The 21222-nt window shown below is 40.8% G+C and carries 22 protein-coding genes and 1 riboswitch; of the genes, 2 read left to right on the forward strand and 20 right to left on the reverse strand.

Going from position 1 to position 21222, the window contains the following annotated elements:
• Positions 1–49: 49 nt before the first annotated feature.
• The 7 genes from MHI58_RS11195 to MHI58_RS11225 form a co-directional block, all read right to left on the reverse strand.
• On the reverse strand, positions 50–628 hold the full coding sequence (locus MHI58_RS11195) for a genetic competence negative regulator (protein WP_007500984.1): 579 nt from the start codon (positions 626–628) through the stop codon (positions 50–52).
• A gap of 164 nt (positions 629–792) precedes the next feature.
• Complete coding sequence (locus tag MHI58_RS11200) at positions 793–1581, reverse strand: metallophosphoesterase (protein ID WP_041507013.1); 789 nt, start codon at positions 1579–1581, stop codon at positions 793–795.
• An 87-nt stretch (positions 1582–1668) separates the two neighbouring features.
• Entirely contained in the window at positions 1669–2121 is a 453-nt protein-coding gene (locus MHI58_RS11205) for a DUF2663 family protein (protein ID WP_007500988.1), read from the reverse strand.
• 64 nt (positions 2122–2185) lie between these two features.
• Positions 2186–2950 carry a LysM peptidoglycan-binding domain-containing protein gene (locus tag MHI58_RS11210; protein WP_039963980.1) on the reverse strand — a complete coding sequence of 255 codons (765 nt, stop codon included), beginning with the start codon at positions 2948–2950 and terminating at the stop codon, positions 2186–2188.
• The gene (locus MHI58_RS11215) at positions 2895–3536 is read right to left on the reverse strand and encodes a CPBP family intramembrane glutamic endopeptidase (RefSeq protein ID WP_008344498.1); all 642 of its coding nucleotides are present in this window, start codon (positions 3534–3536) and stop codon (positions 2895–2897) included. Before MHI58_RS11215 ends, MHI58_RS11210 begins: the two co-directional genes overlap by 56 nt.
• Positions 3533–5041, reverse strand: coding sequence for an ATP-dependent DNA helicase RecQ (locus tag MHI58_RS11220; RefSeq protein ID WP_041507012.1), 1509 nt, complete (start codon positions 5039–5041; stop codon positions 3533–3535). The genes MHI58_RS11215 and MHI58_RS11220 overlap by 4 nt, the downstream gene beginning before the upstream one ends.
• On the reverse strand, positions 5034–6086 hold the full coding sequence (locus tag MHI58_RS11225) for a helix-turn-helix domain-containing protein (protein ID WP_041507011.1): 1053 nt from the start codon (positions 6084–6086) through the stop codon (positions 5034–5036). Before MHI58_RS11225 ends, MHI58_RS11220 begins: the two co-directional genes overlap by 8 nt.
• A gap of 268 nt (positions 6087–6354) precedes the next feature.
• Between MHI58_RS11225 and MHI58_RS11230 the strand changes: the two genes are divergently transcribed.
• Positions 6355–6603, forward strand: coding sequence for a ferredoxin (locus MHI58_RS11230; protein WP_008344492.1), 249 nt, complete (start codon positions 6355–6357; stop codon positions 6601–6603).
• A 34-nt stretch (positions 6604–6637) separates the two neighbouring features.
• Here the strand turns inward: MHI58_RS11230 and MHI58_RS11235 are convergent, their stop codons facing one another.
• Positions 6638–7219, reverse strand: coding sequence for an ECF transporter S component (locus tag MHI58_RS11235; RefSeq protein ID WP_008344490.1), 582 nt, complete (start codon positions 7217–7219; stop codon positions 6638–6640).
• 149 nt (positions 7220–7368) lie between these two features.
• Positions 7369–7501, reverse strand: a riboswitch (FMN riboswitch).
• A gap of 287 nt (positions 7502–7788) precedes the next feature.
• Between MHI58_RS11235 and serA the strand changes: the two genes are divergently transcribed.
• Positions 7789–9363 (forward strand): phosphoglycerate dehydrogenase, encoded by a 1575-nt coding sequence (gene serA / locus MHI58_RS11240; RefSeq protein WP_017359773.1) that lies wholly within the window; start codon positions 7789–7791, stop codon positions 9361–9363.
• Positions 9364–9395: 32 nt separating this feature from the next.
• On the opposite strand, the gene MHI58_RS11245 is transcribed toward serA, so the two are convergent.
• The 12 genes from MHI58_RS11245 to MHI58_RS11300 form a co-directional block, all read right to left on the reverse strand.
• Positions 9396–10043, reverse strand: a complete 648-nt coding sequence (locus tag MHI58_RS11245) for a M23 family metallopeptidase (protein WP_039165787.1) — start codon at positions 10041–10043, stop codon at positions 9396–9398.
• A gap of 100 nt (positions 10044–10143) precedes the next feature.
• Positions 10144–11250 (reverse strand): hypothetical protein, encoded by a 1107-nt coding sequence (locus MHI58_RS11250; protein ID WP_045034329.1) that lies wholly within the window; start codon positions 11248–11250, stop codon positions 10144–10146.
• Complete coding sequence (gene sigX / locus MHI58_RS11255) at positions 11210–11770, reverse strand: RNA polymerase sigma factor SigX (protein ID WP_007501006.1); 561 nt, start codon at positions 11768–11770, stop codon at positions 11210–11212. Before sigX ends, MHI58_RS11250 begins: the two co-directional genes overlap by 41 nt.
• A gap of 202 nt (positions 11771–11972) precedes the next feature.
• The gene (locus tag MHI58_RS11260; RefSeq protein ID WP_024718919.1) at positions 11973–13754 is read right to left on the reverse strand and encodes an ATP-binding protein; all 1782 of its coding nucleotides are present in this window, start codon (positions 13752–13754) and stop codon (positions 11973–11975) included.
• Positions 13751–14473, reverse strand: a complete 723-nt coding sequence (locus MHI58_RS11265; RefSeq protein ID WP_003215596.1) for a response regulator transcription factor — start codon at positions 14471–14473, stop codon at positions 13751–13753. The genes MHI58_RS11260 and MHI58_RS11265 overlap by 4 nt, the downstream gene beginning before the upstream one ends.
• 86 nt (positions 14474–14559) lie before the next feature.
• On the reverse strand, positions 14560–15738 hold the full coding sequence (ccsB, locus tag MHI58_RS11270; RefSeq protein ID WP_017359778.1) for a c-type cytochrome biogenesis protein CcsB: 1179 nt from the start codon (positions 15736–15738) through the stop codon (positions 14560–14562).
• The gene (locus MHI58_RS11275; protein WP_045034330.1) at positions 15722–17401 is read right to left on the reverse strand and encodes a cytochrome c biogenesis protein ResB; all 1680 of its coding nucleotides are present in this window, start codon (positions 17399–17401) and stop codon (positions 15722–15724) included. Before MHI58_RS11275 ends, ccsB begins: the two co-directional genes overlap by 17 nt.
• Position 17402: 1 nt before the next feature.
• Complete coding sequence (gene resA / locus MHI58_RS11280; protein ID WP_008344474.1) at positions 17403–17933, reverse strand: thiol-disulfide oxidoreductase ResA; 531 nt, start codon at positions 17931–17933, stop codon at positions 17403–17405.
• A gap of 90 nt (positions 17934–18023) precedes the next feature.
• On the reverse strand, positions 18024–18758 hold the full coding sequence (gene rluB, locus MHI58_RS11285; protein ID WP_007501012.1) for a 23S rRNA pseudouridine(2605) synthase RluB: 735 nt from the start codon (positions 18756–18758) through the stop codon (positions 18024–18026).
• Positions 18759–18892: 134 nt separating this feature from the next.
• A complete protein-coding gene (locus tag MHI58_RS11290; RefSeq protein ID WP_017359781.1) occupies positions 18893–19429 on the reverse strand; it encodes a spore maturation protein in 537 nt (178 codons plus the stop codon).
• A gap of 4 nt (positions 19430–19433) precedes the next feature.
• Positions 19434–20021: a nucleoside recognition domain-containing protein gene (locus tag MHI58_RS11295; protein WP_008344468.1), complete on the reverse strand. Its 588-nt coding sequence runs from the start codon at positions 20019–20021 to the stop codon at positions 19434–19436.
• Entirely contained in the window at positions 20009–21160 is a 1152-nt protein-coding gene (locus MHI58_RS11300; RefSeq protein WP_017367523.1) for a D-alanyl-D-alanine carboxypeptidase family protein, read from the reverse strand. Before MHI58_RS11300 ends, MHI58_RS11295 begins: the two co-directional genes overlap by 13 nt.
• Positions 21161–21222 lie beyond the last annotated feature (62 nt).

Below are 21222 nucleotides of genomic sequence, written 5' to 3' on the forward strand. Positions count from 1 at the left end.
AATACTGTTGTTTCATCACAACAGTATTAAATATAATAGAAAAAAGTGATTAAAAATACAGTTGAATCGTTTTCACTGCATCTTCCTGCATGATCACTTTTCCGTATTCTTTTAACCGGTGAATGGTTAATGTCGTCGGTGAACCGAACTCCGCTAAAATAGAAATGACCGTATCTGCAGACAGTTCTTCGAAATCATCTAGGCTGAGAAAATATTGACCTTCATAATGGTAAACTGTACCCCCTAAAAGTCCAATACGACTTAAACTATGGGACAATTGAATCACATCTTCAAACGAGGCAAATTGATAGAGCACATGCTTGCTCTCGTCGAGCTTGACTTGCATCTCAATGTAATCTTCATCAAACTCATCATCAGCATCTTCCTGCTGACTCTTTGTCACAATGACGACCATCCCCTGCGCCTGAAGAGAAAATACTTCAACAGCAATCGGTCCATTCGCTTCAAAACCGAGCTCCTGATTCGCTTCGTTCATCATGTCTTTAAACAGCTGATGAACTTTGAACGAATCTTTCCAAAGGTCTTCTTTCGTAAGACCTCGGTCTGTCAGATCATCTAGTGTGAGAAAAATTTTGATTTTATTATAATTCAGACGCTCTAGCCGCATAACGTTCCCTCCTGCCTCTTCTAACACACATCATACTGTAGTATATGAGATGATGAGTCATAGGTTCTTAATTTTGTATTCAGTTTACACTGTGTCAAGACGGAAGACAAGCATGAAGCTATGCTTACGGTGACTTTTATGGAAAATATTGATGGGTCATCAACTTAGCGCGTTTTTAGCGGCATTAAATAGATCAGATGGGTTTCTGGTTCTGCTCCAAGTCGCATCGGAATCTTTGTTGTACCGTAACCATTACTAATCAGAAAGAAAGCACCTTTGACTTGGCCTGTTCTTCCTTTTTCATACGGACCAAATTTCCCAATACGAATTTGACCCCCATGGGTATGACCGCTCAAAACAAGATCAATTCCCTCTTCTTCACTCATCAAGTGATGCACATCTGGGTTGTGTGATAAAAGGATATTCACGTCTTCTTTGACAAACTCCGGCCGTATCGCTTCATAATCTGCTTTTTCAAGCCGGATATCATCGATTCCGCCTATTTTAATGGGCTGTCCTTCAAAATTCCACACAGCCGTCTCATTTTGCAATGTCGTCACCTGATAGGTATGGAGGAGGTCTTTGAGTTTTTGCTGATGCAGCTCATGGTCGTTATTCCCCCACACAAAATACACCGGGGCAATCCTTGCTAAACGTTTCACATTTTCTTCGACTCTAGCATAAGGGACTCCCTTTTCAGCTAAGTCCCCGCCGATCATAATGACATCAGGCTGCTGCTCTTCTACTTCCGCTAATAAAGTATCACTAATTAGACGGCGATGGGTATCAGAAATAAAGAAAATGACTGCAGGTCGATCTGACTGAAGTCCTTCTATTGTAAAGTAATGCTTTTTGATGTTGTTTTGTTTTGCCGTTTTCACCATTTTCGCTGTTACACACACACCTGTTGTCACAGCCGCTATGGCAGCAGTAAATCCGATGGCATATTTCATTATGAATGACTCCCTTGTATCAGCTTTCTTTTATAAGACGCTTGAATAAAAAAAGACGTTTCAACTGTTTAAACGTCTTTTGCTCATTTATTTACTTTCATAATAGAGATTGATGTCATATTGCGTCTGCATGAAGTGGAAAACGGCCTCGCGCTCTTTCCATTGATTTGATTGAGGCCATAAATCTGTGCTTTTCTGTATAATTTCACATCTGAGCTTATGATATTCATCCTCAGCCTTTTCTTCTTTTTTCTTATAATAATACGATGCGTAAAAAGCAAACACTTCAGCCATGATCCAAAACAGAAACACCTCATGGCCAAGCAATGTGGCAATCATCGCTTCCGGCTGCAGGGAGCCCCCGCTATTAGCTGTTATCACAAAATAAAACAGAAGAATCGCAAGTGATAAAAGGGCTGTCCATTGCCACCTTTTGCATTGTTTTGCAAACCCCTCGTATTTGCGTTTCCTTTTGATCAATGTTTCAATCATTTTCTGTGTCGGCTGATCCATATAGCGGCTGATTGCGTGCAATGTCATCACATACACCCTTGTCCCTTTTTTCTACATATGTATGTGCTTTTCGATTCATTCATGTCAAATATTAATTTTCTAATGGGATATTCAATACTTGTCCGCTGTACACGCTATTCCCTTTTAAATGATTGTAAGCTCGAATTTTCTCTTCCCCTGATCGGTTTTGATAATACTTCATGGAAATTCGATACAAGTTTTCCTCTGGTCCAACAGTATGCTGCACGACACGAACAGGCTTTTCTTCCTGCTTCTTTTTCTCTTCTGCTTCTTTTCGCTTTTTTTCTTCTTGCTGTTTTTGAAGAGCGAGCTGTTGCTGCTCACGCTTTTTTGCAGCTTCGGCCTTTTCACGCTCAGCCTTCTCTTTAGCGGCTTGTTCTTTTTTCTTTTGCTCTGCTTTTTCTTTTGAACGCTGCTTTTCTTTATCAGCATCTTTCTTTTTCTTCTCATCATCAGACGCATCCGCTTTGTCAGCGCTTGAATCATTTTTTGTGTCAACAAGTGCTGACGGGACTGGATCTGTGTCAGCACTCGATGTTTTATCAATATAAACACCTTGATTGTTGTTATCGTTAATTTCCTTTGATGTGTAATAAATCAACAGGAAGAAAACCGTGACGACAATAATAGGAAAGATAATAGCCAGTGTCGTAAACAATGGATTACGCACCTTTTTGGTTCGCTGCTTTTTATATTCATGAAAATCTTCTCGTGTAGGAAAGTGAGAGTCATCTGAAGGATGCACTTTTTCTTCTTCAAGATTTTCCTCTACATCATCATCATGGATGTTTGTCAGCTGCTGCTTTTTTCTCTTCATTCTCGACATTTCTTCCATGTTCATCCCTCCCCCAATATTTAAAACGAATTTGACATGCAAAGACTAGGTCAATGACAAAGTGTGTCATGACAGGAACGAATAAATTCCCTGTCCACTCGTATAAAAGTCCTAAAAAAATACTAATAGAAACCACAAGGATAAACAAGAGTATTTTTGACAAGTAGCGAAAGTGAAGAAGTGCAAACACAATGCTTGCAATCTCCAGTCCAAATTGCTGCTGAACGATCCCGCGAAATAAAATTTCTTCTGAAAAGGCAATGAGCAGCGTTAACCAAACAATATGCGGGATGCTGCGGTTTTTGAACATTTTTTCATTTAATCCGCCATCATCATACATATGAGCCGGAAACACCTTCATGACAATAGCGTCGACAATAATTACAAGCAAAGCGCCGCCAATTCCGTAAGTCAGGATACGCATATCTCGGATCTGCCATAGGGCTGTAAAATCAGTCCAATGATCAAACATAAACATCCCTAGTAAAAAAGAGACAATCAGCATGAGCAGCTGTGTGAAATACAACTGTTCTACTACTTGTCGATCGGTTAATTTTTCAATAATACGGCGATGTTGTTCAATCAATGCTGCGCCTCTTTTGTCAGGTGAAACAGACGATCCAGCTCGGTCTTCCAGTGTTTCATTTCATTCAGCTCCAATGGTTGATCTTTTTTTTCGTAATCAGACAGGTCAAGTCCGCATGAAGAGCAGCAGTTCCCAAAGGAAGCGTCCTCCGTTAGATCAAGCTGCTCATCAAAGTATGATAACAGAGATTGCCTAAAGCAGCGATGGCCAGTGATATGCTCTTTAAACTGCCACACTTTTTTTAGCTTTTCTGTTTGTCTATCCTGCAGCTTTTCTTTCAGCTTCTTCATGAGCAAACGGGGCTGTTCAGTTTGGTACATCGTGTAATAATGCGAGAGCATTCGCGCGCGCGTCTCCTGAAGCCCTGCTTCCATCAATTGTTCACGTAATTTCTTTTCATCATTTATCGGCATGTGTGATAATCGGGCTAAGAAAAAATCAATTTCTAGATCATCAAAACCTTCTGCTTGAATCAAATGACTTTGAATATCCGCATCCTCTTCTGTATATAAAAGAACGCTCACACTATTTTTCCCGTCCCGTCCAGCTCTTCCAATTTCCTGCATAAATGCTTCAATTGACTGAGGCGGACTCATATGAATCACAAAGCGTATATTTGCTTTATCAATTCCCATTCCAAAAGCACTTGTACAGCAAATGAGATCAATTTGACCACTGATAAATTGCTGCTGGATCAGCATGCGGTCTCCTGACTCCATTCCACCATGATAAAACTCTACACGTTGATTCGTTTTTTGTTTCACCAAACGTGAAATATCTTCTGTCATTTGCCGGGTCGGACAATAAATCAGCCCAGGCCCTTGAAGGGTTTCCACAAGCTCCAGTGCTCGTTTCTCTTTTGCTTCTTTCGTTTCATGTGCCTCTTTTAATAGTGCAATATTCGGCCGGTTGACTGAATGAATATGAACATCTGGATGCTCTAGCCGCAATGTTTGCACAGTATCTTTTAAGGTTTGTTTCGTTGCAGTTGCCGTTAGTGCTAAGGCGACAGGATTGCCGAGCGCTTCCCTCCATTCCCCAAGCTTGGAGTATTCCGGGCGGAAATCATGTCCCCATTCCGATATACAGTGAGCTTCATCTACAACGAATAGACCCACATGCATCGCTTTGAGCTGCTCTAACAATACCTCTGACATAAGCGCCTCAGGTGCGACAAATAAAAATTTATATGATGGCAAATGCCGAATAATATGTCTTCTTTCTTGAAAAGACAGTGTACTGTTAAGCGCAGCCACTCGCTTTTCACCGCGCATTTTCATGCGTTCCACTTGATCTTCCATGAGTGATAAAAGAGGTGAAATGATCAGCACTAACCCATCTGTCAAATAGCCCGGAATTTGATAACAAAGTGACTTCCCGCCACCAGTAGGAAGCATGGCAACCGTATCTTTTTGTTGAAGTACACTTCGAATAATGTCCTCCTGACCTGTTTTGAAGGCATCATAACCAAAGTATCGCATCAGCGTCTGATGAAGCTTATCCACTTGCTTTCACCATCCTTGTCAATGCCAATCGTATTTGAAAATAAGTAAATGAATGCTCGAGACTTTCTTTGATCAGCTTCATCTTGTTGGTTTGGAGCTGACCGGCTACCTCATGTATCGCCTTTTGAGCTTCACTGCTGACATATGGTTCGATCGAGAAGCTCGGCTCATGTATCGAGAGCTCCACAATATGATCTTCAATTGTCGCTTTTTTTAATGAACGAATATGAGCAATTTGATCAATACTGAACCCTTTTTGTACAAGCTCAAGCGTTTTATGGGTAGAGGTGGTCAGCACACGTTTGAATTGAAGATCATCTATCATTCGCTGGATGATCGGTGCCTCACCTTTTTGTGCACATTGAATAAAATAATGGAGCACATTCCAAAAAAGCAAGTAAACATACCATACATCTTCTTTCATCCATTCCGCCATTTGCTGGTACGTCCGTCCGATTCTTTCATTGGAAGTCAATGAATAAACAAAAAGCAGTGCCTCTTGATCAGTTAAATGAGCAAGAAGTGTTTCAAGCTCATGATGGATATCTTCAGAAAGCTTTTTCTTCTGGTGATATTGCGAGAAGAAGGATTTCGTCCAGTTTTGAACCGATATATCTCTTTGAATCGGCACATAGTGTTGTGATCGCGCTGCATGATGTGAAAGGACCTGCACAAGTAAAGACAGCCTCATCCATAATATTTTTGCTTTATCATGATACTTGGCACCATCAAAATAAAATGGCATCGGTTTTTCAGCAAAACGCTGACTTAGCATACTTATTCCTTCATCTGTGGCAATGAATGTATCCTCTGTCTTTCTGATTAAGTGCTGCTCTAGCAGCCTTTTTACAGAGCGATTCAGCTGATCCCTCGTAAAAGCTGGATAGCAGCCGAAGTAGCTAGAGAGCTGAAACAAACTTGCATCCTGTATCGTTTGTGATGATTTTTTCCCTTTAAAAAGATGGTAGACAGCACTAATGGAGCGTTCGCCGTTCAATTTATGTACGCTGTCCATCAACATGACATCCAAGTAATGAATCGTCATTGACCAAAGCACCTGTCTTCCTGACAAAATTCGAATATTTTCTCCCTTTATTTTAACAGATTTCATTGAAGAAGAAATGTTTAAACTCAATTAATGGGGGAAAGTTATGAACAAACCCTTATGTGATAAGCATTCTCAATCACTTTACAGTTGAAATGTGAATTTAAAATCATTACAATAAGGTTTGAGGAAATTGGTTTTTTATCGGTGAAACTAAAAAGGTTAAACCATTTGTTCCATCGAACAATCTGGGAGGTATTTTTTTAACATGGCAAAATATACAATTGTAGACAAAGACACATGTATTGCTTGCGGCGCATGCGGTGCAGCTGCTCCAGACATTTATGATTATGATGATGAAGGCATTGCATTTGTCACGCTTGATGACAATCAGGGGACTGTAGAAGTTCCAGAAGTACTTGAAGAAGATATGCTTGATGCATTTGAAGGTTGCCCAACTGACTCAATTAAAGTTGCGGACGAAACTTTCGATGGTGATCCACTTAAGCATGAATAGGATAAAAGCCCCTTTAAAAGGGGCTTTTTTTATATTAACTATTTTGAAGTCGGCGTTTATTTTCAAACCATGGACGCATTTTGACAAAAATGAAACTAAAGACGATGGTGATGATGATTCCTTTAATCAGGTTAAAAGGCAAGATCCCTGCTGTAATGGTTGCCTTTAGCACATGATCTGACAGGACGGGTGCATTCAAAAACCATGTATAAGCAGGAAGGAACAAGAAATAGTTTAAGATGCTCATCATGACTGTCATGAGTAATGTTCCGAGAATCATGGACCACGCTAACCCTCTTGCTGATTTAATCTTTTTAAAAATAAAAGCCACCGGTAAGATGAATAGTACACCTGCTGTAAAATTCGCTACTTGATCCACAGGAACACCGGACATGCTACCATGAATGAGGTAGTGCAGTAGATTCTTTAAAGCTTCAACAGCAATCCCAGCACCTGGCCCATAAATTAAAATCGCAATAATCGCAGGAATATCACTAAAATCAATTTTTAAATACCCAGGAAGCCCAGGGAAAGGGAAATTCAATAACATTAATACAAATGCGATACTGCTAAGCATGCTGATGACAACTAAACGTTTTACTTTACTTTGATTCAATATTCTCTCTCCTTTTCGATCAAATCTTTCGAAAAGAGGATTGTTCAATTTTAGCCACAAAAAAACCGCTCTGAATACATACACAGGAGCGGGAAATTTAGGCTACACAAATAAACGTATAAACAGACATGTTTTCAACGTTTACGAACCTCCATCTTCTCCCATCCAGACTATACTGTCGGCTTCGGAATCACACCGAATCCTGCCAAAAAAGGCTCGCGGGCTTAGAGACTATGCCTCATCACCGCCGGTAGGGAATTACACCCTGCCCCGAAGATTGATCATTATTCAATTCGACATCATTATATATGATATATGAGCATTTGTACAGATAAAAATCCTGAGCAAATTCATCAGTTTTAAAAAATCGTAAAAAACCTAAAATTTATAATGACAAATGCGTAAAAATTGGTTATCTTTTGTTTAAAGGTGTCCATTCTCGATCAAGACACTAAAAAATGTTCGTGTTTTCTTTTTCGCTTTACTGCTTTAATTTGATTGACACAGTGAAAAGGAATATGGTAAATTATCAGATATTTATGACGTTTATTTTAGGAGGAAATCTTACGATGTTTCGAGTATTAGTCTCAGATAAGATGAGCAATGATGGTCTTTTACCACTATTAGAATCAGATTTTGTTGAAATTGTTCAAAAAAATGTAACAGAAGCAGAAGATGAATTACACACGTTTGATGCCTTACTTGTCAGAAGTGCCACAAAAGTGACAAAAGAACTTTATGAAAAAATGACTTCATTAAAAATTGTTGGCCGTGCCGGTGTGGGAGTCGACAACATTGACATTGATGAAGCGACAAAACACGGTGTGATTGTCATCAATGCACCAAATGGGAATACGATTTCAACGGCAGAGCATACGTTTGCGATGATCTCATCTCTCATGCGTCATATTCCTCAAGCCAATATTTCTGTGAAATCAAAAGAATGGAACAGAGGCGCATATGTCGGTGCTGAGCTTTACGGAAAATCTCTTGGGATTGTTGGCTTAGGCAGAATTGGAAGTGAAATCGCCCAGCGTGCAAGAGCATTTGGCATGACGGTCAACGTATTTGACCCTTTCCTCACAAAAGAACGTGCCGAAAAAATTGGTGTCAATGCAAAATCACTTGATGAAGTGCTTGAAGTATCAGATATTATTACGGTACATACACCTTTAACAAAAGAAACTAGAGGACTTCTCAATAAAGAAACAATCGCAAAAACGAAAAAAGGTGTTCGTCTAGTGAACTGTGCACGCGGCGGCATCATTGACGAACGCGACCTTCTTGAAGCACTTGAAAATGGTCATGTCGCAGGGGCTGCTCTCGATGTATTTGAAGTAGAACCACCTACTGAGAATCCACTTGTGGATCATCCAAACGTCATTGCCACTCCGCATCTTGGTGCATCTACAAAAGAAGCACAATTAAATGTGGCGGCACAAGTCTCTGAAGAAGTTCTTCAATTTGCAAAAGGACTCCCGGTTATGTCATCTATTAATCTACCAGCGATGACAAAAGACGAGTTCAAAAAAATCCAGCCTTATCATCAATTTGCAGGAAAACTTGGACGTCTTGTTTCTCAATCGATGAGAGAACCTGTAAAAGAAGTCAGCATTTCATATGAAGGATCTATCGCAAAACTCGAAACATCATTTATTACAAAAAGTCTGCTTTCTGGCTTTTTGAAAGAACGCGTCGATTCGACTGTAAATGAAGTCAATGCAGGTATGGTGGCAAAAGAACGCGGCATTAGCTTTAGCGAGAAAATTTCTTCAAGCGAATCTGGTTATGAGAACAGCATTTCCATTGAAGTCAAAGGTGACCTTTCCACCTTTACATTAAAAGCAACGTATATCCCGCATCTAGGTGAACGTGTCGTTTCTATTAATGGTTTCAATATTGACTTTTACCCAGATGGGCACCTTGTCTATATTCAGCATACTGACGCACCTGGTGTGATCGGTCAAGTTGGAAAGATTTTAGGCGACCACGATGTGAACATTGCGACAATGCAAGTAGGCCGTAAAGAAAAAGGCGGCGAAGCCATCATGATGCTTTCTTTTGACAAGCACCTTGAAGATGAAATTGTCCAAACGTTAACTGAAGTAAGCGATATTCTTTCTGTACGTCTGATTGACCTATAAAAAATGGTAAACCTCATGCAAAAGCATGAGGTTTATTTTGTTGAAACGATTAAACGTTCACCCGTACGTATGAGATGCGTTGTCAGTGCATTGATTTTCTTCAATTGATCAACGGTCATTTGATGTGCTTTAGCAATGGACCAGAGCGTGTCCCCTTGTTGTATGACATATGTATGTTTCTCATAGCCATCTACATGAAGGGCTGGCTCTTGGAAACGATCTCTTGCAATGATTGTGAGCGGATCTACTGCATCTTCTTTACTAACTGACCAATTACCCCTGTGCACCTCAAAATGCAAATGAGTGCCCCTAGAAGCGCCTGTGTTGCCTATGATGCCGATCGGCTGCCCTGTTTGTACATGGTCACCATTCTTCACAAAACGCGCATTTAAATGCGCATAGACGGTTTCATATCCATTTGGATGCCGAATAAATACAACTTCACCATATGTAGCAGATACATAGGAACGAGTGACCACACCTTCGCTAGCAGCTAAAATGGATTCTCCTTCCGGTGCAGCAATGTCTAACCCCTTATGCGAACCACCTCTTGTCCCAAACAAATCAGTGACTTCACCTCTGATTGGTTCCACCCACTCGGTTGTTTTCTCTGCACGGGCAAACGGTGATAAGGTCAAGAACAAGAAACAGCTAGCACATATGTAGCAATACCTTTTCATCAGTGACTTCCCTTCTTTGAAGTTCTTTTCATGACAGCTTAGTATACCTCAAGGAAGCCCTTTTCTATACATGAAAAAAGAACGCAATAAGTTGCGTCCTTTAGCGTTCTTTGATAACAACTGGGTTTGGCAGTGCCGGTACCTCTAGCGGTTCTTTTAATTCATATGGGCCTACTTGATCTGTTCCTGCATTTTGTATCGTGACATCTGTAAAACCGAAATCTTTCGCTGTGAGCAGCAGTCCTTCAATAAGTAGAATATGATCAATTGAGTCCGTTAATTGTGCTGATGCTCCAAACGTGATGGTTGCATGTTTTCCTTTTGATGTCACCTTTTGAATAGGCTCTTCTTTAATGAGTGGATCGAGTCCTGCATCATTCGCCCGCTTCATCGCCTCTACCGCATCTTTATAAGAAGGATAATCATCTTTTGACGGCACCAAAAATGTCCCGCTCTTATTTTCTAAAACGTAGTAAGCGTGCTTTGTTTGTTTATTAATTGAAATGGTACCAAGACGGCCATTCGTCCCTAATTGAAGGTGCGAGCCATTGACAGACTTGACCTGTACTTGTTTATATTGGCTCCATTTTAACGTTTCTTTGACCATGTCTTTAAAACGATTGGCTTCTTTTAATGTATCAAGAGACAAATCACTTTTCAGCTGAAAAATCAGTGTGTCCCCTTTTTCACTCACATCCACCATATCCATATAGGCTTGAAGAGGTTTTGTCATTTCAGGCAGCTCCAGTTTTTCGTATGTATCAAGAAGCGCCTGCACATCGTCATGCTTATTTTCTTTTTGAATACTGATTGGGACAACTTGAGAAGTCGATTCATCTATGTATGAAATCGTCATATACTTTTCTTTGTCAGATGCATAAGCAACATGTGAAGGATCATTTGTGTTTTTTACCGCCTCTAATGTAGCATTCACCTGTCCTTTTTCAGCACTCGAGTCCATTTTCACTTTCTTTATATCTTGAGCAGCCGGCTGAAATAAATGAGGAGAAATCAAAAACGCCATAAATAAGACCACAACGGTTGCGACCGCTGGACCGATCCATCTGGCACTTTTCTTTTTCTTCCCGCTTGCCATCAGCATTTGCTGGTAAATCTGCTTAGATGAACGGTTGTCCTCCACCTTTGGAAGCTGACTGAGTAATACTTTAATTCGTTCTTCGCTCCAATTGGACCTGTTCGTTTTCATTCACTAGCTCCTCCTTCAAAAGCTCCATATGTTTTCGGAGCACTTTCAGGCCTCGGTGCTGCGTTGTTTTGACTTTGCTTTCCGAGAACTTTAGCGCCTTGGCCGTCTCCATGATTGAGTAGCCTTGGATAAACCTTAAAATGATGACGGCTCGTTGATCAATGGTGCAATGATCAAGTGCGGCATAAATTTCTTTGATATTTTCATCCTGTACAGCCAATTCATCTGGGAGCAGGTCTGGATCTTTTACATCCTGTTTATCCCAATCAAACGTGCCGAGCACCCGTTGTCTGATGGTTTGCTGTTTGCGAAACCAGTCAATTGCCACATGCCTTGCAATTGAAAACAGCCATGTTTTCTCGCTGCTTCTTCCTTCAAAAGTTTTATATGAGTGAAGTACCCGAATGTAAACCTCCTGAACGAGATCCTCTGCCTGATTTTTATCTTTTACCATATAAAATAAAAATTGGTACAAATCTTGATGGTACGAATCATATATTTTTTGAAAGGTTTCATGCATAGGAAACCCCTCCGTTCACTTATTTTTGTCGAGTGACTCTCACAAAACGTTACATTACAACTTTATGACAAATATATTACAAGATCGACAATTTGGAAAGGGCTTTTAGTTTAACTTCTCCTTAAAAATATGAAAATAGAAAAAACACTTCATTTTCTTTCGAAAAGAAGTGTTTCTCATGTAACAAGATTCTTCGTCAAGATTAGACGAGTTCCTGCTTTTTTTTCGGAATATAGAAAGTGAAATGAGTACCTGTTCCAGCTTTACTATGTGCATGAATGGAGCCTTGATGCGCTTCTACGATGTTCTTCACAATCGCAAGGCCCAGCCCCGTACCGGAACGTCCTCTTGTTCTTGCTTTATCTGCTTTATAGAACCGTTCAAAAATAAACGGGAGATCCTCTTCAGGAATACCGCTTCCCGAATCTTTCACATCCATTTTGAGCCCATTTTCCACCGATTGAACTGAGAAGTGAACTTCTCCGCCTTCTGGTGTATGACGAATGGCATTATCGATGAGATTTGTAAAAACCTGTTCTATTTTATCTGGATCAAATACAAAATACGGTTCTTCTACTTGAATTTCATACGTCAGGTTGATTTGTTTTTCTTTCGCAATTCCAAGGAATTTACGGTAGATTTTTTCAGTCAGCTCTTCTGTATCAGTTGATTCAAGATTCAGTGTAATATGACCAGCTTCCATACGTGCGAGATCGAGAAGATCATTCACAAGACGCCCCATTCGAAGTGATTCATCATAGATAATTTGGGCAATCTCTTTCTTTTCCTCTTCTGATCCGGCAATGTCATCGACAATCGCTTCACTATAGCCCTGCAGCATAGCAATAGGTGTACGGAGTTCATGACTGACATTTGCAATGAAGTCTTTTCTTAGCTTATCCAGTCTTCTCTCTTCTGTCATATCTCGAAGTACCGCTACCGCCCCTCTGACATCTTGCTGGTTATAAAGCGGAGACATGAGAAGAACCCAAGTACGCCCTTGCAGCGTGACTTCGATCATTTGCTCTTTTTCCGTACTGACGGCAGTATGAAACAATTCACGTGCTTCGGGCGGCAGTTCATCCCCATCTTTGATCTTCATATTTTGCTCGTAATACCAAGCCTGCAAGAATCTTTCTGCAGGAGGATTTGTCATGAGGATCGTTCCATCAATATTGATCGTGATGACACCGTCTGCCATACTGCTGAGAATGTTGGACAAATGTTCTTTTTCTTGATTTAAAGCGGTTATATGAAATTTAAGCTGCTTACCCATTTGATTAAAGGCGATCGCCAGTTCCCCAATTTCGTCTTGCGTTAAAATAGGAATCTTTGTATCAAATTTCCCTTTCGCCAAATCTTGTGCTCCCTCTCTCATCTTTCTGAGAGGATAGGTGACACGAGTGGATAAGAAGAAAGCGAAAATCGTGGTGAGCACAATCGCAATTCCGGCTGCAAGGAAGATATAACGCGTCGTATGTTTTGTTGTCTGCTCTACAGCGAGGAGGGATTGAGAAAGAAAGACCATCCCTTTCTTTCCGTTCGCCTCGTAAGGAACACCTACTACAATGCGTTCATCCTTCTGATTGCCTGTATCAGATTCAGCTCGTTTACTGATTTTTTTTCGTTCTGTCAGTGCTCTGTTCAAATCTTTGTCTGCTTCAATTTGTTCTTTTGTGATCGCAGGAAGCTTCCCGCCTTTTTCAGACGAATACCATTCTAGTCCATCCTCTTGAACAATCGCAATACTTGTCAATTTATCAGCTAGTTCTGATGTAATCGATCTTGCAAGCGATTGATCCTCATGGCTTTCTAAAATGACTGCTACTTTGTTGGCCATTTGTGTTAAATCAGACTTTGCTTCTTCCACATGGTAATTCTCAATGAACTCTAAAAGAAGCACAGTTAAAATCGATAAAACAATGAGCACGAGGAAAAGAATGGTTAACCATAGCTTTCCTACGACACTTTTCCACAGCTTCATTCAGCGCCGACCTCAAATTTGTACCCGACACCCCATACTGTCACGATTTTTTTCGCTGCTTCTGGTGACACTTTATTCAGTTTTTCACGAAGCCTTTTGACGTGCGTATCCACTGTTCTCAGATCCCCAAAGAATTCATACTGCCACACTTCTTTGAGAAGCTTTTCCCTGTCATAGACCTTATCCGGCGTTTTTGCCAAGAAGTACAAAAGTTCGTATTCTTTCGGCGTGAGGCTGACTTCTTTTCCATCTGCTGTGACCCGGTGCGCATCATGATCAATAGATAGATGAGAAAACACGAGAACATCTTTTGTGGTTGTTCCAGTATTAAGGTATGACGTTTGAGACGATCTTCTTAGCAGTGCTTTCACACGAAGAACCACTTCACGCGGGCTGAAAGGTTTGACGATATAATCATCCGTTCCTGCCTCAAAGCCTTGCACACGGTTAGCTTCCTCACCTTTTGCTGTCAGCATAATAATTGGTGTGGCTTTTTTATCTCGGATTTGATTACACACTTCAATCCCATCTGTCCCAGGCATCATTAAATCAAGCAAAATGAGGTCATAATCGGTTTGAAGTCCTTTTTGAATGGCTTCATCCCCATTTTCCGCTTCATCAATTTCATAATTTTCCCGTTCTAAATACATTTTTAAAAGGCGACGAATTCTTGCCTCATCATCGACGACTAATATTTTCGTTTGAGTTGTGTGTTCCATTAGACAATCCTCCTGCTTTCTCCGTTGTTACATACATTTTAACAAAAAGCCGAATCGAATCATAAAAGTTGGCCTTTTTCATGCGATTACGCGTAAGAATGAAGCCCCGCAATCACTAGGTTGACAAAGATGAGGTTAAACATAATGATCGCAAATCCGATTACAGCAAGCCAAGCGGACTTTTCACCATGCCAGCCTCGTGATAACCGAAGGTGGAGATAGGCGGCGTAAAATAAAAATGTAATTAATGCCCATACTTCCTTCGGGTCCCATCCCCAGAATCTCGTCCATGCAATTTGTGCCCAGATCATCGCAAAAATAAGACCGCCTAGCGCAAATACAGGGAATCCTATGGAAACAGCCCTGTACCCAATTTCATCGACTAAATCGAGATTCACCTGTCTTACGAGCGGCTGAAGCAGCGCACTTAGTCGTTTGCGAATGATCAATCTTAGCAGTCCATAAATAATCAGCCCAACGCCAAATGACCACAGCACTGTATTCACCTTTCTACCTGAAAAAACAGGCGGCAGATCAACTACAGGCTCTAAACGATCTTTTGTGATAAGTTCTCCTTTATGAGGTCCTACTAAGGCAGGAAGCTCATAGACCATGACGCTCTCTTCTTTATTTTTATCTACCCAATTAAATTTCGCTTCATACCCTGTCATTCTAAAAATGGACGTGACAGCGATAAATGCAAGGGTGACCACAATCATAAACATGACCAGCTCTAAGCCAAAGGTTTTCTTCCCCGGTTTTGTTTGATCGACATGCTTCAAAAGAAAAATCACACCTGCCACAAAACTGATCGCCAAAATGGCTTGACCAAGCGCTGCTGTCGTGACGTGAATATATAGCCAATTACTTTGAAGCGAAGGAATCAGCGGTGAAATATCCGATGGAAACATGCTTGCATAAGCAATGATTAATAAAGCGATTGGAAGTGTGAATAAACCTAGCACAGACACTTGATAGACAAAATATAAAATAATAAATGCGAGCACCAGCATCATGCCAAAGGCTGTGGTGAATTCAAACAGATTACTGACTGGTGCGTGACCAGACGCGATCCACCTTGAAATAAAATAGCCAAATTGACTCAAAAAACCGATGATGGTGAGCGTTATGCCGATAAGTGCCGCCTTGTTTTTGCGCGGACCCTCTTCTTTCTTTTTTCCTTTAATGGCCCCTCCAAAAAAAGGAACTGCCGCTAAATACAATAGAAAAGCTGCAAATAACAGGTTTTCACTGACTGCCGCCATCTAATCCTTCCCCCTTGCTTTTGCTGATACTTGTTGTATCAGGCAGTTCTTTTTGATCCACTGGCTGTTTGATGCCACTGCCATGCAGTAACACCTTGAGATCAGACTTTAAGCCGAACCAGTTTTTGTTTGTATGTCCTGCCACAAACACTTTTCCATCCTTTGCCGACAGCCAGATTCTTCTATGCTGCCAGTACATCCCTTGTACGACACCAATCATAAAGATCATTCCGCCAACAATAAGTACCCAGAGTGTTAAGTCTTTTCGAACCGTTAAACCTGTCACGTTTTTTGTTTCAACCCGGTCAAATTTCATTTTATAAAGATTGTTATCAGAACCCTCTACTGTCTCTTGAATCGCGACAAAACTTTTTTCACCTTTTGGTTTTTCAGGAGAGATCATTTCAAATACGAACGCAGGATTATTCGGATTCCTCGTTTTCGTACTAGGTGTGCCATCTTCGTCAAAATAAAAATCAGGCAAATAACTCATCACCTTGACTTTGTAACCGCTACCAAGATCATATTCTGACTTAGGCTCCAGCAGATTAATCTTCACTGTTCCGAAAGATTTCTCAGTATCTTTTCGAATCAGCTGAAAGACCATTTGATCGAGTTCATTTTGTTTAAAATCCACTTGATATAATGAGAAATTGTCAAACTTAAGCGGTTCATTCACTTTAATATCGTGTTCTGTTACCTGCTTCAGCTTTGGCTTTTCACCAAAAACAACTTCCCCTTCACGTTTGTATAAAACGGCATCGGTTTTATAACTTTTGACGACTTGACCATCGCCAGCCTTTTCAATAGCATTTTCAAAGACTTCTTTTTCTTTTTCAGATTCATAGCGGTCAATTGAAAACGCATTATTCTTTAAGAAGTATTGGCCTCCCGTCCCTGGGATTGGTGCCGTTTCGCCTTCTCTTACCCATAATGTTTCATCCACGTACATTCCTGGGACAAATCGAAGCATGGATCCAATGAGAAATATAATTAATCCAATATGATTGACGTAAGGTCCCCAGCGGGAAAAGCGGCCTTTTTCAGCTAAAATATGTCCATCTTCTTCTCTTACGCGGTAACGCTTTTGTTTCATTTTACTAACGATGCCTTCATATGTATGTTGATCTAATGTTTGGTTTGTTTCGCTGAAAAGACGCTGCCTTCTCATAAAACCTTCTTTTTTGACAACCCCTTGATTTTTGAGTGCGCGATAAAGTGGAATCACTCGATCAAGGCTGCAAATCACAAGGGAAATTCCGATAGATGCGACAAGGGCTAAAAACCACCAAGAATTATAAAGATCATGGAATCCAAGGATGTAATATAACTTGCCAAACGACCCATATTGCTCCTCATAATAAGTGGAAGCTGATGCACCTGGCGGAATAAACCGCTCCTGCGGAAAAATAGTTCCTAGCGAAGAAGCTAACAGTGTGATGACAATGAGCCACACACCCACTTTTACGGAAGAAAAAAAGTTCCATACTTTATCAACAATCGTTTTGTTGTATGTTTGCGAGCGTCTTGCACTGCCGTCATATCTCATATCAAGCAGTTTTGATGAATTTTTCTCTTTTACTGAAATGGGATTCCCGCATGATTCACATAGAACAGTACCGATTGGATTAATATGTCCACACTCGCACTTTACCTCTTTCATTCTATGACCCCTTTGGTTTAATCAAATTCATATATTCATAGACATTACGTTCTGTCATCGTCCCCTTTATGACTTTGATTACTTTGCCTTCAGGATTAATTAAAAATGTGGTTGGCAGCGGCGTAATATCATATGCCTCTGTCACTTGACGATCTTTGTCCATGGCAACAGGAAAATTCACGCCATAAGCATCCATAAAATTCTTCACAGCAATATTGGATTCCCCCACATTCACGGCAACAATTTCGACACCGCGATCCTTGAACACTTCATACTGATTTGCCATATAAGGGAATTCCTGCTTACATGGACCGCACCATGTACCCCAAAAATTGAGAAAGACGCCTTTGCCTTTTAAGTCCTTTAATTCAATCCGTTCCCCATCTACCGATTGAAGGACAAAGTTCGGCGCAATAGATCCTTCTTTGACTTGATCCTGTTTGGCAAATACTGAGTTATACATCGTATAACATAGTGCAGCAAGCATCACGAGGAGAATGCCCGTCCGTATGAAAAATCGTCTTTTCTTCATCTGAAGTACCCCTTCCCCATAGACATTCAGGTAAATTATAGCATTCTCCTTCTTTTGATGCTTCTTCATTTTTTGAAGTTTATGTGAAAATTAAAAAGCGCTTTTCCCATGATCCGCAATCGCTCTTAGGCGTTTTACTTCATGCGGCGTCAATTCTCTGCGATCTCCTGGTCTCATGCCTTCAATATGAAGAAAAGCATATTGCTCTCTTTTTAGTTTTAGAACGTCGTGGCCGATTGCTTCAAACATACGGCGAACCTGTCTGTTTCTGCCTTCATGAATGGTTAATTGCACAATACATGTTTGCTTTCGTTTATCAATCGAGAGCATTTTGGCACGGGCAGGTGCTGTTTTTTTATGGTCTAACATGATTCCTTTTTCTAACTTTCTAAGCAATTCTTTTGAAGGGATGCCTTTTAGTTTCGCTGCATACGTTTTATCAATTTCATATTTCGGATGCATGAGCTTATGGGCAAATTCGCCATCATTTGTAATCAAAATTAAACCGCTCGTATCATAATCCAACCGGCCGATTGGATACAGACGCTGCGGAACATCATCAAAGAAGTCTGTCACGACTTTGCGTCCTTTATCATCCTCGGCAGCTGAAATGACGCCGCGCGGTTTATAAAGCATAAAGTAAACCGGTTCTTCTCTTTCAAGCTTTAAGCCATTGACTTCAATTTTATCTGAAGAGCCCACCTTTACTCCGAGCTCTGTCACTGTTTCACCATTAACGGTAACTCGTCCTTCTTTAATTAATTCTTCAGCCTTTCGTCTAGAAGCGACGCCGGCATGGGCAATTACTTTCTGTAAACGTTCCATTTGTCTTTCACCTCATGTACTATCTTACTTGCTTGGCTTGAAACAAACAAGCATTCGTGGAAAAATAAGCGTTTCATCTGTCTAATTTCAACAAAAAAGCTGTTTTCCATCCACGAAATAAAAAAAGCGCCTGATTAGGCGCCGCTAAATAACAAACTGACGATAATAATCGATGCAATGATCCCAATCAGATCTGCTAACAGCCCCACTTTCAGTGCATCTCCCATTTTTTTAATACCAACTGCTCCAAAATAGACGGTTAAAATATAAAGGGTCGTATCCGTTGACCCTTGCATAACGGCGGCAAGCTTGCCAATAAAAGAGTCTGGACCATAAGTCGCAATTAAGTCTGATGTCATACCAAGCGCCGCTGTTCCTGATATAGGACGAATAAGCGCAAGCGGCACCACTTCTGTAGGAACACCAATCGCTGTAAACACAGGTTTTAATAACTCCATGACAAAGTCAAGTGCCCCTGATGCACGGAAAATCGTAATGGCGACAAGCATACCGACTAAATATGGAATGATTGAAAAGGCAATTTGAATGCCTTCTTTCCCGCCTTCTACAAATGTTTCGTACGTCGGTACTTTTTTAATCGTCCCTGCAATCAATATTCCTGCGATGATCAGTGGAATCAAAGCAAGTGACAGCCAGTTAATAAATGCCACAAGATCACCCCCGCCTGCTTCTGCGATAGTGGAAATAGCGATCAATCATAATCGCACCGATACCTGAAATAAGTGTCGCCAAAATGGTTGGGCCTACAATATCTGTTGGCTGATCTGCGCCATAGGTCATACGAATGGCAATGACAGTCGTTGGCACAAGTGTGATAGAAGATGTATTGACTGCTAAAAAAGTGATCATAGATCGGCTCGCCTCATTTTTTCCGCCATTTAATACTTTCATCTGCTCCATCGCCTTAATCCCAAGTGGTGTAGCGGCGTTCCCAAGGCCAAAGAAATTTGCCATGAGATTGGACAGAATATACCCCATCGCTGGATGATTCGCAGGAATCTCAGGAAATAGTTTTGAGATAAAGGGCCGGCATAATTTACTAAAGAAATGTAACAACCCCGCTTCTTCTGCGATCTTCATCAATCCTAGCCAGAATACAAGAACACTAATCAACCCAATTGAAATGGTGACCGCTTCTTTTGATCCTTTAAAGACCGCTTCATTCACTTCATGCATCGTTCCGTTAAACATTGCATAGACAAGACCGATGACCGTGAGGAATACCCAAATCAGATTGACCATGAAGATCCGCCTATCGATGTCTGAAAGACAGACTTAAACATTTCTTGAAAGCTTTTTTGGGGCATTCGGTTGCGTTTGTTTTCATAAAAAATGGGGACTTGCTCAATTACCTGACCATCCAGTAAGAACGTCATTTTCCCTACTACATCTGGGATCGCTTCTTTGTTTTTCTCCCATTTCTTTTCAGGCGTCAGCATTTCCGTTTCGATTTCCACTAGTTTTTTCTCATCCTCATTTAGTAAATAGTCCACATCCCGCTTAATAAACGCTTTTTTTTCGTAAAAAGTCCCTTTTAACGAAGCGAGCCTGCCTTTTTCAGCAAGCACATACGTTTTATAGTGATCAAATGCATACTCAAACATTGAGATATGATCCTTCCAGTCATCCGGTGCATTAATCGTCACAGCAATGAGCGCAGCATCTCCTTTTGCAGCTGTGGAGACAAGTGTGCGTTTTGCAAGTTTTGTATATCCTGTCTTCCCTCCAGTCGAATATTGATACAAACCCGTGAGCAGCTTGTTTTTATTTTTCCAATAACCCTCGATTGTTTTTGCTTTATAAAAGGTGGTACCGGCAATTTTTTGATATTGCTGATGCTTCATGGCGTACTTCGTTAAGATCGCCATATCATAAGCTGATGAATAATGGTTTTTATGATCATCGAGTCCATGCGGATTTTGAAAATTCGTATTCTCCATGCCTAGTTCAGAGGCCTTTTGGTTCATCATAAAAATAAAGCCTTCTAAGCTGCCGCCAACATGTTCTGCAATGGCAACAGCTGCATCATTTCCAGAGCGCAGCATGAGCCCGTATGTCAAGTCTTCTAAACTCACCTTCTGTCCTTCCTTTAAATAAATCGAAGAACCTTCCGCTTGAATCGCACGTTTTGACACTTTGACCATGTCGTTCATTTTTCCTGATTCAATGGCTAATACAGCCGTCATAATTTTTGTGATACTGGCGATTCTTCTTTTTTCGTGCTCGTCCTTTCCAAATAGGACTCTGCCTGACTGTCCATCTATTAAAATGGCGCTTCTCGCACTCACCGATAATGAGACGTCTGCTTGAGCGTGTGAGGAAAAAGGCAGTAAGAGTGTTAATAGAAGAAGGACTGCTGTTCCAATTTTTAAATAGGGCATGTTCATTCACGTCCTTGTCCGTTTTGTACAAGTGTATGCGCGGCTGAAAAAGTTATGATGCC

It is taken from the genome of Bacillus sp. FSL K6-2869 (assembly GCF_040869405.1).
In the GTDB taxonomy this organism is placed as follows: domain Bacteria; phylum Bacillota; class Bacilli; order Bacillales; family Bacillaceae; genus Bacillus; species Bacillus altitudinis.

What these genes read in the sequence shown, in the direction of transcription:
- serA (WP_017359773.1), top strand. Translation starts at nt 7,789, where the DNA reads ATGTTTCGAGTATTAGTCTCAGATAAGATGAGCAATGATGGTCTTTTA.
- MHI58_RS11295 (WP_008344468.1), bottom strand. Translation starts at nt 20,021, where the DNA reads ATGGTCAATCTGATTTGGGTATTCCTCACGGTCATCGGTCTTGTCTAT.
- MHI58_RS11205 (WP_007500988.1), bottom strand. Translation starts at nt 2,121, where the DNA reads ATGACATTGCACGCAATCAGCCGCTATATGGATCAGCCGACACAGAAA.
- MHI58_RS11225 (WP_041507011.1), bottom strand. Translation starts at nt 6,086, where the DNA reads ATGACGATTCATTACTTGGATGTCATGTTGATGGACAGCGTACATAAA.
- sigX (WP_007501006.1), bottom strand. Translation starts at nt 11,770, where the DNA reads ATGCATGAAACCTTTCAAAAAATATATGATTCGTACCATCAAGATTTG.
- MHI58_RS11200 (WP_041507013.1), bottom strand. Translation starts at nt 1,581, where the DNA reads ATGAAATATGCCATCGGATTTACTGCTGCCATAGCGGCTGTGACAACA.
- MHI58_RS11260 (WP_024718919.1), bottom strand. Translation starts at nt 13,754, where the DNA reads ATGAAGCTGTGGAAAAGTGTCGTAGGAAAGCTATGGTTAACCATTCTT.
- MHI58_RS11300 (WP_017367523.1), bottom strand. Translation starts at nt 21,160, where the DNA reads ATGCCCTATTTAAAAATTGGAACAGCAGTCCTTCTTCTATTAACACTC.
- MHI58_RS11195 (WP_007500984.1), bottom strand. Translation starts at nt 628, where the DNA reads ATGCGGCTAGAGCGTCTGAATTATAATAAAATCAAAATTTTTCTCACA.
- MHI58_RS11265 (WP_003215596.1), bottom strand. Translation starts at nt 14,473, where the DNA reads ATGGAACACACAACTCAAACGAAAATATTAGTCGTCGATGATGAGGCA.
- resA (WP_008344474.1), bottom strand. Translation starts at nt 17,933, where the DNA reads ATGAAGAAAAGACGATTTTTCATACGGACGGGCATTCTCCTCGTGATG.
- MHI58_RS11210 (WP_039963980.1), bottom strand. Translation starts at nt 2,950, where the DNA reads ATGGAAGAAATGTCGAGAATGAAGAGAAAAAAGCAGCAGCTGACAAAC.
- MHI58_RS11245 (WP_039165787.1), bottom strand. Translation starts at nt 10,043, where the DNA reads ATGAAAAGGTATTGCTACATATGTGCTAGCTGTTTCTTGTTCTTGACC.
- ccsB (WP_017359778.1), bottom strand. Translation starts at nt 15,738, where the DNA reads ATGGCGGCAGTCAGTGAAAACCTGTTATTTGCAGCTTTTCTATTGTAT.
- MHI58_RS11275 (WP_045034330.1), bottom strand. Translation starts at nt 17,401, where the DNA reads ATGAAAGAGGTAAAGTGCGAGTGTGGACATATTAATCCAATCGGTACT.
- rluB (WP_007501012.1), bottom strand. Translation starts at nt 18,758, where the DNA reads ATGGAACGTTTACAGAAAGTAATTGCCCATGCCGGCGTCGCTTCTAGA.
- MHI58_RS11250 (WP_045034329.1), bottom strand. Translation starts at nt 11,250, where the DNA reads ATGAAAACGAACAGGTCCAATTGGAGCGAAGAACGAATTAAAGTATTA.
- MHI58_RS11230 (WP_008344492.1), top strand. Translation starts at nt 6,355, where the DNA reads ATGGCAAAATATACAATTGTAGACAAAGACACATGTATTGCTTGCGGC.